The 11,282-nt window shown below is 67.6% G+C and carries 11 protein-coding genes and 1 pseudogene; 7 read left to right on the top strand and 5 right to left on the bottom strand.

What is annotated here, in order from left to right:
- The first annotated feature begins 68 nt into the window (after nt 1-68).
- Nucleotides 69-470 carry a DUF6455 family protein gene (locus tag EPO55_RS11150; protein ID WP_296336858.1) on the top strand — a complete coding sequence of 134 codons (402 nt, stop codon included), beginning with the start codon at nt 69-71 and terminating at the stop codon, nt 468-470.
- Nucleotides 471-541: 71 nt separating this feature from the next.
- On the opposite strand, the gene radC is transcribed toward EPO55_RS11150, so the two are convergent.
- Nucleotides 542-1,438 (bottom strand): DNA repair protein RadC, encoded by an 897-nt coding sequence (radC, locus tag EPO55_RS11145; RefSeq protein WP_296336857.1) that lies wholly within the window; start codon nt 1,436-1,438, stop codon nt 542-544.
- 269 nt (nt 1,439-1,707) lie between these two features.
- Here radC and EPO55_RS11140 point away from each other — a divergent pair, with 269 nt between their 5' ends.
- Genes EPO55_RS11140 through EPO55_RS11130 form a run of 3 tightly spaced genes read left to right on the top strand, consistent with a single transcriptional unit; the run spans nt 1,708 to nt 5,284 of the window.
- A complete protein-coding gene (locus EPO55_RS11140; RefSeq protein ID WP_296336856.1) occupies nt 1,708-3,000 on the top strand; it encodes an Hsp70 family protein in 1,293 nt (430 codons plus the stop codon).
- Between the two features lie 41 nt (nt 3,001-3,041).
- Nucleotides 3,042-3,887, top strand: a complete 846-nt coding sequence (locus EPO55_RS11135; RefSeq protein ID WP_296336855.1) for an alpha/beta hydrolase — start codon at nt 3,042-3,044, stop codon at nt 3,885-3,887.
- A gap of 5 nt (nt 3,888-3,892) precedes the next feature.
- A complete protein-coding gene (locus EPO55_RS11130) occupies nt 3,893-5,284 on the top strand; it encodes a serine hydrolase domain-containing protein (RefSeq protein WP_296336854.1) in 1,392 nt (463 codons plus the stop codon).
- Between the two features lie 124 nt (nt 5,285-5,408).
- Here EPO55_RS11130 and map read toward each other — a convergent pair whose 3' ends face one another.
- A complete protein-coding gene (gene map, locus EPO55_RS11125) occupies nt 5,409-6,281 on the bottom strand; it encodes a type I methionyl aminopeptidase (RefSeq protein WP_296336852.1) in 873 nt (290 codons plus the stop codon).
- A 113-nt stretch (nt 6,282-6,394) separates the two neighbouring features.
- On the opposite strand from map, the gene EPO55_RS11120 reads away from it, so the two are divergent.
- The gene (locus EPO55_RS11120; RefSeq protein WP_296336851.1) at nt 6,395-7,156 is read left to right on the top strand and encodes a molybdopterin-binding protein; all 762 of its coding nucleotides are present in this window, start codon (nt 6,395-6,397) and stop codon (nt 7,154-7,156) included.
- 117 nt (nt 7,157-7,273) lie between these two features.
- Nucleotides 7,274-8,314, top strand: coding sequence for an AbrB family transcriptional regulator (locus EPO55_RS11115; RefSeq protein WP_296336850.1), 1,041 nt, complete (start codon nt 7,274-7,276; stop codon nt 8,312-8,314).
- Between the two features lie 7 nt (nt 8,315-8,321).
- Here the strand turns inward: EPO55_RS11115 and EPO55_RS11110 are convergent, their stop codons facing one another.
- Both EPO55_RS11110 and EPO55_RS11105 read right to left on the bottom strand, forming a co-directional pair.
- Nucleotides 8,322-9,242, bottom strand: coding sequence for an NADP-dependent oxidoreductase (locus tag EPO55_RS11110; RefSeq protein ID WP_296336849.1), 921 nt, complete (start codon nt 9,240-9,242; stop codon nt 8,322-8,324).
- Nucleotides 9,239-9,994, bottom strand: coding sequence for an amidohydrolase family protein (locus EPO55_RS11105; protein ID WP_296336848.1), 756 nt, complete (start codon nt 9,992-9,994; stop codon nt 9,239-9,241). The genes EPO55_RS11110 and EPO55_RS11105 overlap by 4 nt, the downstream gene beginning before the upstream one ends.
- A gap of 78 nt (nt 9,995-10,072) precedes the next feature.
- On the opposite strand from EPO55_RS11105, the gene EPO55_RS11100 reads away from it, so the two are divergent.
- Nucleotides 10,073-10,915: an LLM class F420-dependent oxidoreductase gene (locus EPO55_RS11100; protein WP_296336846.1), complete on the top strand. Its 843-nt coding sequence runs from the start codon at nt 10,073-10,075 to the stop codon at nt 10,913-10,915.
- Between the two features lie 51 nt (nt 10,916-10,966).
- On the opposite strand, the pseudogene EPO55_RS11095 reads toward EPO55_RS11100, so the two are convergent.
- Nucleotides 10,967-11,282: pseudogene (locus tag EPO55_RS11095) on the bottom strand (hypothetical protein); the annotation flags it as partial.

The following is an 11,282-nucleotide window of genomic DNA, read 5'->3' as shown; positions in this document are numbered from 1 at the left end:
AATGGCTTCGTCGCCGGCCTTCTTCAACCGTGGCCTCGTGCGGCGCCTCGACGAAGGGGAGAAGTGTCATGACGCTCCAGGATTTCCGGCGAGCGATCTCTCACCGCATCGATGCCGGGCGCAAGCGCCGGCAGCTGAAACGCGAACTCGCGCAGCTCGCGGCCATGGGGTCCCTCGATGCCGTCCTGGCGGACGTCGGCCTCGTGCGCTCGCAGGTCGAGTCTCTGATCGCAGGATGCGACGGTTCTGGCGAGCTGCTGGAGCAGATGCTTTCCCGGCTCGGCGTCGATGCCGCTCAACTGCCCCTCGATTGCCTGCGCGACATGACATGGACCTGCACGACGTGCCCGAACAAGCGTCAGTGCCGCGAATGGCTGTTCAGCATCGAGGAAACGGAGTGCCGTGCTTTCTGTCCGAATGCCGCGCAGCTCGACGATGCCTTGTCGAAGCAGCTTCCAGCCCACGCGTGACGCCGGAAGCACCGATATTGCCGGATTTCTGGTCCCTGCCGCCTCGACAGGGGACGCGGACCGCGAGGCGACTACAATAGCCCCAGGCTCCTGAAGCTCGCATGGCCCTTGCGGCCGATCACCAGGTGGTCGTGGATGGTGATGCCGAGCGCCTCTGACGCTGTCCTGATCTCGCGCGTCATTTCGATGTCGTCGCGCGACGGCTTGGGATCGCCACTGGGGTGGTTGTGCACCAGGATCAGCGCTGCGGCGTTGAGCGCCAGCGCCCGCTTCACCACCTCGCGCGGATAGACCGGCGTGTGGTCGATGGTGCCGCGCTGCTGCACCTCGTCGGCGATCAGCACGTTCTTGCGATCGAGGAACAGGATGCGGAACTGCTCGGTCTTCTCGTGCGCGAGGGCTGCGTGGCAATAGTCGATGAGCTGCTGCCAGTTGGTGAACACCGGCATGTCCTTGACCTTGCGCTCGGCCAGCCGCCGGCCCACTTCGCGCATCGCCTTGAAGTGCACCAGCGTCCTCTGGTCGATCTCGAATTCGCGCAGCTGTGCCGGCTCGGCCGCGAACACGTCGCCCAGGGTGCCGAAGCGGTCGAGCAGCGCCTTGGCCAGTGGCTTGGTGTCGACCCGCTCGATCGAATAGAACAGCAGCAGCTCCAGCAATTCGTAGTCGGCCAGCGCCTCGACGCCCGATTTCAGCACGCGCTCACGCACCCGCGCGCGATGACCGAAGTAATGTGGTCGCGGCGCCTCGGCGTCGTTGCTGTTGTGGCCGGCCGCGGGCGGTTGGGTGGCGAGCGCCGCGACGATCTTCGCCGTCGGGTCCTCGGCGGTGAATTCCCAGCATTGGTCCAGCCGGTTCCACACGCCGCCTGCCTCGCGCAGCAGCATCCGGTGGGGGAGCGTATTGCCGCTCACGCGCCAGAGATTGTCGGCGGCCTGCAGGCGAAGGCCGGCGGCGAGCAATGCCACCAGGGCATCGTCCCCCAGAGCATCATCGCTTGTCGCCGGATCAGGAGTTGCCCGCCTAGCCTTCCCCATGCGTCCACGGTCCACCGGAACCGCGGCGGAAACACGGCAAAGGAATGTCTGAAAGGGCGCCCGGGCAGTGCCAATGAAAAAGGGACGCCCGATTTCCCGGACATCCCACTATCGAGGAAAGTTTACGCAAAAAGAAACAGTCTGGCAACTTTCGGTGCATCGTATAGATGAGAGCCCCTTCGCACCTGACGGGGACAGAGATGATCGCCTGCGGACTGGACTTCGGGACGTCGAACTCGGCGATCGGCGTCGCGCGCGACGGGACAGCGGCGCTTGCGCCGATCGAAGCCAGCAGCACACTGATGCCGAGCGCGGTGTTCTTCGACTACGAAGCCCAAGGTCGGGAAACCAAGGGCCGGGTGCTGTTCGGCAACGAGGCCATCTCGGCCTATGTCGGGCAGACCGAAGGCCGGCTGATGCGCGCACTCAAGTCGATCCTGGGCTCTCCCCTGATCGACGAGGAGACCAGCCTCGGCGGCCGCAAGGTGCCGCTCCGGGAAGTCGTCGAGATCTTCGTGCGACATCTGAAAGGCAAGGCCGAAGCCTTCGCCGGACAGGAGATCACGACTGTCGTGCACGGCCGGCCGGTGCGCTTCGTCGATGGCGACGACCGGGCGGATGCGCGGGCGCAGGAGGTGCTCGAGGCCATTGCCAGGCGGGCGGGCTTTCGCGACGTCGCGTTCGTCTATGAGCCCATCGCGGCTGCCCATCACTACGAGCAGACGGCGCAGCGCGAGGAGCTGGCGCTGATCGCCGACATCGGCGGCGGCACGAGCGACTTTTCCGTCATCCGCGTCGACCCGCGGCAGCGTGAGCGCGCCGATCGCGGTCCCGCCGATCGCAATCGTGACGTGCTCGCGACCGCCGGCCTGCGCGTGGGCGGCACCGACTTCGACACCGCGCTCAGCCTCGCGGCGGTGATGCCGCACCTCGGCCTCGGCACGGAACTCGTCGAAAAGAACCTGCCGATGCCGAACGCGCTCTACCACGAGCTCGCCACCTGGCCGACGATCAACTTCGCGTACACCTACAGGAACGAGCGCGCGCTCGCCGAGCTGGTCTCGCTGGCCTGCGAGCCTGTGAAAGTGGGGCGTCTTCTGGCCGTGGTGCGCCAACGGCTCGGACATCGCCTGGCGTTTGCCGTGGAGGACGCCAAGATCGTGCTGAGCGCCGAGGAACGGGCAGACGTGCCCCTGGCCTTTCTCGAGGCGGGCCTCGCGATCACGGCGACGCGTGCCGACTTCGAGCGCGCCATCGAAGCCAGGACGGATCGGCTGTACAAGGCGGCGCGCGACTGCATCGCGGCGGCGGGCCTCGGTCCCGCCGCCATCGACACGATCTTTCTCACCGGCGGGTCGAGCCGTGTGCCGGCCGTGCGCGCCGCGATCGGGCGGGCGGCCCCCTCCGCGCGCATGGCCGCCCGTCTGGCCCGCGGCTCGGACCTGCTGTCGGTCGCGCTGGGATTGACGCAGATGGCGGGGGCGATGAGCTGAGTCCTCTGGACGGGTCGGGCGCCCTGTTTGAAGATGCGGCCATGCGTGTCTTCAACCTCGTCTTCTGCCTGATCGCTTCATTGTTCGTGGTCGCAACCGTGCGTGCCGAGCCGCAGTGGCTCACCCTGCCGCCGACGCCGACGCTCCCCAAAGCCGAGGAGAGCGGACTGGCGCCGGTGAACGGCATAAGGATCTGGTACGCCACTTTCGGCAAAGGGGATCCGGTGGTCCTGCTGCACGGCGGGCTCGCCAATGCCAACTACTGGGGCCACCAGGTGCCGGCGCTGGCCGAGCGCTACCGCGTGATCGTGATGGACAGCCGCGGCCACGGCCGCAGCACACGCGACGAGCGGCCCTACGGCTACGAGCTGATGGCCTCCGACGTGCTCGGGCTGATGGATTTCCTGAAGATCCCCAAGGCCGCCGTGGTCGGCTGGAGCGACGGCGCGATCCTCGGCCTCGAGATCGCCATCCGTCATCCGGCACGACTCACCAGGCTCTTCGCCTTCGCCGCCAACTCCGACCCGAGCGCGGTCAAGGACGTCGACAGGAGCCCCGTGTTCACGGCCTTCATCGCGAGGGCCGCGAAGGAATACGAGGCGCTGTCGCCGACGCCCGGCCAGTACCAGTCGTTCCTGAAGCAGATCGGCAGGATGTGGGCGACCCAGCCCAACTACACGGCGACGCAATTGAACGGCATCAGGACGCCGACCTGGATCGTCGATGCGGACCACGACGAGGCGATCAAGCGCGAGAACACCGAATACATGGCGGCCGAGATCCCCGATGCCGGCCTCCTGATCCAGCCCGAGGTCAGCCATTTCTCGTTCCTGCAGGATCCCAGGCAGTTCAACGAGAACGTGCTCCACTTCCTGGCGCGGCATTGAGCGCAATGAACTCAGCCTTCGACGCGGCCTGCGCGGCCTTTGCCGAGGAGCAGCAGATCCCCGGCCTCGCAGCCGGGATCGTGCAGGGCGGCCAGCTCGTCCATGTGACGGCGCGAGGCCTCGCCGACATCGAAGCGGCGCGCAAGGTCGGGCCCGACACCTGCTTCCGCATCGCCTCGATGACCAAGAACATGACAGCGCTCGCCGTGCTGGCGCTGCGCGACCAGGGCCGCCTCGCGCTCGACGCGCCGATCGCCACCTATGTGCCGCAGTTTGCGAAAGTGCCGCTGCCGACGCGCGACAGCCCGCCGCTCACGCCGCGCCATCTGCTGAGCCATCTCGGCGGCCAGGTTTATGACGACCCGTGGGGCGATCGTGTGCTCGGCATGACGCCGCGCGAGCTCGACGCGCTGATGGCCGACGGCAACCTGTTCGCCCGGCCGCCCGGCGTCGCCTTCGAATACAGCAACACCGGCTACGGCCTGATCGGCCGGGTCATCACCAACGTCGCCGGCATGCCGTACCAGGCGTTCATCACGCGCACCATCCTCGAGCCGCTCGGCATGACGCGCACCACCTTCGACGCGCCCGCGGCCTCGCGCGGCGACTACGCGTGGCCCTATCGACTCGACGACGGCCAATGGTCGCGCGAGCGCATCGAGCCCGACGGCGAGGTCGGCGCCATGGGCGGGCTGGCGACGACGGTGCCGGACTACGCGCGCTACGTCGCCTTTTTGCTCAGCGCCTGGCCGGCGCGCGACGATCCCGAGTCCGGCCCGGTGCGCCGGTCGAGCGTGCGCGAGATGGGGCTGTTCCATGCGCCGCCCTTCACGCCCGATCCGGAGAGGCCGGCGCCGCCCAGCGCCTATGGCTACGGTCTCAACAACACTGCCGACCCGCAGCTCGGCCGCCTGCTGCATCACGCGGGCGGCCTGCCGGGCTATGGCTCGCACGTGCTGATGATGATCGACCACGGCGTCGGCATCATGGCGTTCGGCAACCGCACCTATGCGCCGATGTCGTCCCTGACCGGACGTCTGGCGCGGGTCGTTCATCCGACCTTGCCGGTCCGGCCGCCGCCCGTGGCATCGCGCGCCGTGGTGCGGGCGGTCGAGGCGATCGTCATGGCCTACAACGCAGGCCGCATCGAAGTCGCGAAGCCGGTCCTCGCCGTCAACTTCCTGCCCGACATGCCGGCGCACTTTCGCGATCGCGAGCTGGCCGAGCTGAAGCAGAAGCTGGGCGAGGGCCGGATCGAGAAGATCGACGGCATCCACGCGCTCAGCGGCCGCTTCACGCTGGCCTGCGAGAGAGGCCGGCTCGCCGGCACGGTGCTGCTGTCGCCCGAGCCCGGCGCCGGCATCCAGCGGCTGACGTGGGCGGCCGGAGAATCATGACCCCCTCCGTCGCGCGATGAGCGCGACACCTCCCCCGAGACGGGGGAGGAGAGAGAAGAGATCATTCTCCTCCCCCGTTTCGGGGGAGGTGTCAGCGTCCTACGCTGACGGAGGGGGTCGGAATCTAAGCCGTCGCGGTCTCTGGCGTCTTCGCCGCCTCGAGATCGTACGGCGGCTTGGCCAGTTCCTTGGGCGAGAGCGTGAAGAACTCCACGCCGGTCTCGGTGATGCCGACCGAGTGCTCGAACTGGGCCGAGAGCTGCTTGTCGCGTGTGACGGCGGTCCAGCCGTCGCTCAGCACCTTCACCTGCCAGGTGCCGGCGTTCACCATCGGCTCGACGGTGAAGAACATGCCGGGCTTCAGGACCGGGCCGGTGCCGGCCTTGCCGTAGTGCAGGATGTTGGGCGCGTCGTGGAAGATGCGGCCAAGCCCGTGGCCGGAGAAATCGCGCACTACCGAGAGGCGCTGGGCCTCGACGTAGCTCTGGATGGCATGGCCGATGTCGCCGACCCGGCCACCCGGCTTGGCGGCGGCGATGCCGCGCATCATTGCCTCGTGGGTGATGTCGCACAGCCGGCGCGCCTTCACGCCGACATCGCCGGCGAAGAACATGCGGCTGGTGTCGCCGTACCAGCCGTCGAGGATGACGGTGACGTCGATATTGACGATATCGCCGCTCTGCAGCCGTTTCTCGCCCGGGATGCCGTGGCAGACGACATGGTTGATCGAGGTGCAGATCGACTTGGGGAAGCCGCGGTAGTTGAGCGGGGCGGGGATCGCCTTGTTGTCCAGGATATAGTCGTGGCAGAGCTTGTCGAGCTCGCCCGTGCTGACGCCCGGCACGACGTGGGGCGTGATGAAGTCGAGCGTTTCGGCCGCCAGCCGGCCAGCCCGGCGCATGCCCTCGAAGCCCTCGGGGCCGTGAAGCTTGATGGTGCGGTCGTCGCGCCGCCAATAGTCGTCGCTGTCGTCGACGAAGTCGCGTGGGCCATTCATGGCCCCTTATTTGGCATGCGATATGGGCGGTAACAAGACCGTGGACGCAGCTTGGTCATTTTCGCCCGCTCCGCTAATGTCCTGAAACCAAAGGAAAATCACGCAGGGCTCCCATGACCGAACCGGCAAAAGTCGTCACCGCCTGCATCCTGGTCATCGGCAACGAGATCCTGAGCGGCCGCACCCGGGACTCCAACATCCAGTACCTCGCCACCGAACTGGGCAAGCTCGGCGTCCAGGTCCGCGAATGCCGGGTCATCCCCGACATCGAGGCCACCGTCGTGGCCACCGTGAACGAGGTGCGCCGGAAATTCGACTATGTCTTCACCACCGGCGGCATCGGCCCGACCCACGACGACATCACCGCCGACTGCATCGCCAAGGCCTTCGGCGTCGGCATCTCCGAGCATCCCGAGGCGGTCGCCCGCATGACCAAGCATTACGGCGACGTGGCGCTGTTCACGCCGGCCCGCCGCCGCATGGCGCGGGTGCCGCACGGCGGCCTCCTGGTCGACAATCCGGTCTCGGTGGCGCCGGGCTTCCAGATGGAGAACGTTTTCACCTTCGCCGGCATCCCCAAGGTCGCCGAGGCGATGTTCCAGTCGATGAAGCACCGGCTGGTCGGCGGCGACCCGGTGCTGTCGCGCACGGTGCGCACCAATCTGCCCGAGGGCATCATCGCCGAGCCGCTGGGCGCGCTGCAGAAGCGCTACGAGGATCTCGACATCGGCAGCTACCCGGCGTTTCGCAACGGCAAGCCCAGCGTCTCGCTGGTGCTGCGCGGCACGGATGATGCACGCCTGGCCGTTGCCGCCGGCGAGCTGATGGCCACGCTGCGGACGATGAACGGCGAGGCGGAGGAGTTCGTTACCTGATGATGTTTCTCGCCCCCTCACCCAACCTCTCCCCCTAGCGGGGGAGAGGAGCCTGAGAGCATGAGAATGAGCTTTCATGTTCCTCTCCCCCCTTGGGGGAGAGGTTAGGTGAGGGGGATGGCCTGGCCGATCCTGATCGCGCTCACGGTGCCGGTGACGGCGCTGCTGCTGTGGCTGCACGTGCCGGCCGCGCTGATGCTGGGCCCGCTGGTGGCGGGCATCGCCTTCGCCTCGTGGGGCGGCCAGGTGCGGTCTCCCGTGTCCATTTTTGCCGTCGCCCAGGGCATCGTGGGCTGTCTGATCGCCAAGATGGTGCCGCTGTCGATCGTGGGCGACATCCTGGGCCACTGGGTGCTTTTTTCGACCGGCGTCGTGTCCGTCCTGGTCGCGAGCTGCGGGCTCGGCTGGCTGATGACGCGCCTGCAGATCCTGCCCGGCACCACGGCGCTGTGGGGCATCAGCCCGGGCGCCGCCTCGGTCATGACCTTCATGGCCGAGGCCTACGGCGCCGACATCCGTCTGGTGGCGTTGATGCAGTATCTCCGGATCTTCCTGGTGGCGGGGATCGCGGCCCTGGTGGCGCGCGTGTTCGGCGTGAGCTCGTCCTACGGCGCCGCGGCGATCCTGTGGTTCCCCGAGGTCCACTGGCTGTCGCTGGGCGAGACGCTGGCGCTCGCCATCGTGGGCCCCGCTGTCGCCCGCGTGGCGCGCATTCCCGCCGGCGCCTTCCTGGTGCCGATGGTCGCCGGCATCGTCCTCGCCCATCTCGGTTTTATGACGATCGAGCTGCCGACGTGGCTGCTGGCGGCGAGCTACGCGCTGGTCGGCTGGAACATCGGCCTCCGCTTCACGCGGCCGCTGCTCGTCCATGCCGCGCGCGCGCTCCCGCGCATCCTCGTCTGCACCCTGATCCTGATCGCGATCTGCGGCGGCATCGCCGCACTCTTCGTTCTCGTTGCCGGCGTCGATCCGCTCACCGCCTACCTCGCCACCAGCCCGGGCGGCTCCGACTCCATCGCCATCATCGCCGCCTCGACCAACTGCGACGTCTCCTTCGTGATGGCGATGCAGACGGTCCGCATGATCGCGGTCCTGCTGCTGGCGCCGGTGCTGACCAAATTCATCGCCGAACGGGTCAAGGTGCCGCCGGGCGGGTGAGGGGCACTCACTTCAGCTTGAAGACCAGCTTGCCTTTCAGGTGACGCGCCTTGCTGATGCCGACGGCTTCCACCGCGTCGCTGAGCTTGAACAGCCGGACCGGCGGCGGTTTGACGGCGCCCGCGCGAACGAGCTCGGCGATGCGTTCCAGCGCCGGCCGGTCGCGGCCGACGGCCGGGCGCAGGGAAATCACGTCGCTGCGATCGGGCTTGGGCGCCTGCGGGCCCGAGGCGATGAAGGCCGCCCGTCCGCCGGGCTTCAGGACGGCGAAGGACTGCATCGCCACATCGCCGCCCACGGTGTCGAACACCGCATCGACGTTGCTCACGACCTTGCGGAAGTCGGTGGCGTTGTAGTCGATCGCCTGGTCGGCGCCGAGTTCGCGCATCCAGGCGAGATTGCCGGCGCTTGCGGTGGTGATCACGCGGGCGCCGATATGCCTGGCGAGCTGGATGGCGAAGCTCGCGACGCCGCCCGCGCCGCCCTGGATCAGGATCGTCTCGCCCGATTTCAGCTTGAGCGTGTCCTCGACCGCACGGATCGCCGTGAGACCGGTGAGGGCGAGCGCGGTTGCGTCGACATGCGACAGCGCCGCCGGCTTCTTGGCCACGATGGCGGCGCCGATCGCGATCTTTTCGCAGTAGGTCCCGTCGCGGCCCGCTTCCAGCACGCCGAACACCTCGTCGCCGACCTTCAGATCCTTGACGTCGGCGCCCACCGCGCTCACCACGCCGGAGAAATCGCGGCCCAGGATCACCGGGAAGCTCGGATGATTGTATTCGCCGGCGCACACCTTCCAGTCGGCGCCATTGACGCTCGCGGCAACGGTATCGACCACGACCTGGCCGGGGCCGGGCGAGGGATCGGGAAGGTCGCCGTATTTCAGGACCTCGGGTCCGCCGTATTGCTCGATGTAAGCAGCCTTCATGATCTTCTCCCGTAAAGCGCGACCGGATTGTCCCAAAACGCCTTCTGGGCCAAGTCAGGTCCCAGAACCTTCTCTACCAGATCGATGTCCGTCGTCTGAAACGGCCGCGCCGCGCGCGTGGACGGAATATCGGTGCCGAACATCAGCGCATCGGGGCTCTTCGTAGCGATCGCTTCGAGTGTCGCCGGCACATCGAGCTTCACGCGGCCGAAGCCGGTCGCCTTCACCTTGCAGCCGGAGGCCACCAGGTCGAGCAGCACCGGCACGCCCGCGTCGGTCATGCCGAGATGGTCGATGGAGAGCTGCGGCAGCTTCGACAAGCGTTCGACATGCGGCGCCAATGCCGCGGCATCGGCATAGATCTCGGCGTGCCAGCCAGCGACCGCATGGACGCGGGTTGCCAGAGCGATGATGTCGTCGACACTGTCGAGCCGGCCGCGGAACAGGTTGAAGCGCACGGCGCGCACACCGATGCCGTCCAGTCGGGCGATCTCCACGTCGGGACAGTCGTTCGCGATCTGCGTCACCCCGGCCCAGCCGGCGCCCAGCTTGGGCAGGACGTCCATCAGCCAGGTCTGGTCGTTGGCCTGGAACGAGCCCGACACGACCGCGCCCGCCGCCACGCCGAGCGGCCGGGTTTCGGCGAGGTAGGCCTCGAGCGGAAAGGGCGGCGGGATGTAGCCCTGGTTGGCCACGATCGGGAAGCGATGGTCGATGATGTGACAATGGCTGTCGAACAGCTTTCGACTCAAGTCTTGCCTCCCCCGTTCCCGACACCATAGCGTAGACTGGGGCAAACGGCAGGCGCCAACGAAACCGGAGGAACGAGCATGAAGATCGGCATCACGATGTTTCCGACGGACTACGCGGTGCCGCCGCACGAGCTCGCCGTCGAGGCCGAGGCGCGCGGCTTCGAATCGCTGTGGTTCCCCGAGCACAGCCACATTCCCACCAGCCGCAAGTCGCCGTGGCCGGGCGGGCCTGAGCTGCCGAAATGGTACTACGACACCTACGATCCCTTCGTGGCGATGGGCGCCGCCGCCGTCGTCACAAAGAAGATCAAGCTCGGCACCGGCGTCTGCCTGGTGATCCAGCGCGATCCCATCCACACCGCCAAGGAGGTTTCTACCGTCGATCGCCTGTCGGGCGGCCGGGTGCTGTTCGGCATCGGCGGCGGCTGGAACGAAGAGGAGATGGCCGACCACGGCACGGCGTTCGGCACGCGCTTCAAGCTGATGCGCGAGCGCATCGAGGCGATGAAGGCGATCTGGGGCAACGCCAAGCCGAAATACGCGGGCGAGCTGGTGAAGTTCGACGAGATGATGCAGTGGCCCAAGCCGGTGCAGAAGCCGCATCCGCCGATCATCGTCGGCGGCGGCTTCCCGCAGGGCGCGCGCCGCGCCGTGGCCTATGCCGACGGCTGGATGCCGATCGGCGGTCGCGGCGGCGACACGCTGGCGATGCTTCAGCCGTTCCGCGAGATGCTGGTGGCGGCGGGCCGCAAACCGGACGAGGTGCCGGTGACGCTGTTCGGCACAGCCATGGACGGCGAGGCGCTGAAGCGCGCCCGCGACGCCGGCGTCGACCGCGCCGTGTTCGGCGTGCCCTCGGAGGCCAAGGACAAGGTCCTGCCGCTGCTCGACAAGGGCGCCGCCCTCATGCGCGCGATGTGATGCGCGCCATGTAAGGGTGGTGAGCGGGGGATGCCCGCCCGCTCACCTGCTTCAACCGCAGTCCTTTACGCCGGAACCGACCTTGTAGTTGCGCCCGCCCTGCCGGAAGCAGCCGTTGGTCCATGTCCCCTTCAAGGTCGTGCCGTTGGCAAGGGTGAGCGTGCCTTCTCCGTGTGCCTGGTCGTTGAGCCACTGGCCGTCGTAGCGGCTGCCATCGCGGTAGGTGAGCACGCCTCGACCAGTCTTCTTGTCTTTTGCGTAGTCGCCGTCGTAGCGGTTGCCGCTCGGCCAAATGAACGCGCCCCTGCCTTGCCGCTGGTCGTTGAGCCACTGGCCGTCGTAGCGGCTGCCATCGCGGTAGGTGAGC

The organism is Reyranella sp., assembly GCF_004296935.1.
Lineage (GTDB): Bacteria > Pseudomonadota > Alphaproteobacteria > Reyranellales > Reyranellaceae > Reyranella.
Note: the sequence above shows the minus strand (reverse complement) of the source record. Positions and strands in the feature narration are given on the sequence as shown.

What these genes read in the sequence shown, in the direction of transcription:
- EPO55_RS11150 (WP_296336858.1), top strand. Translation starts at nt 69, where the DNA reads ATGACGCTCCAGGATTTCCGGCGAGCGATCTCTCACCGCATCGATGCC.
- EPO55_RS11140 (WP_296336856.1), top strand. Translation starts at nt 1,708, where the DNA reads ATGATCGCCTGCGGACTGGACTTCGGGACGTCGAACTCGGCGATCGGC.
- EPO55_RS11135 (WP_296336855.1), top strand. Translation starts at nt 3,042, where the DNA reads ATGCGTGTCTTCAACCTCGTCTTCTGCCTGATCGCTTCATTGTTCGTG.
- EPO55_RS11130 (WP_296336854.1), top strand. Translation starts at nt 3,893, where the DNA reads ATGAACTCAGCCTTCGACGCGGCCTGCGCGGCCTTTGCCGAGGAGCAG.
- map (WP_296336852.1), bottom strand. Translation starts at nt 6,281, where the DNA reads ATGAATGGCCCACGCGACTTCGTCGACGACAGCGACGACTATTGGCGG.
- EPO55_RS11120 (WP_296336851.1), top strand. Translation starts at nt 6,395, where the DNA reads ATGACCGAACCGGCAAAAGTCGTCACCGCCTGCATCCTGGTCATCGGC.
- EPO55_RS11115 (WP_296336850.1), top strand. Translation starts at nt 7,274, where the DNA reads ATGGCCTGGCCGATCCTGATCGCGCTCACGGTGCCGGTGACGGCGCTG.
- EPO55_RS11110 (WP_296336849.1), bottom strand. Translation starts at nt 9,242, where the DNA reads ATGAAGGCTGCTTACATCGAGCAATACGGCGGACCCGAGGTCCTGAAA.
- EPO55_RS11100 (WP_296336846.1), top strand. Translation starts at nt 10,073, where the DNA reads ATGAAGATCGGCATCACGATGTTTCCGACGGACTACGCGGTGCCGCCG.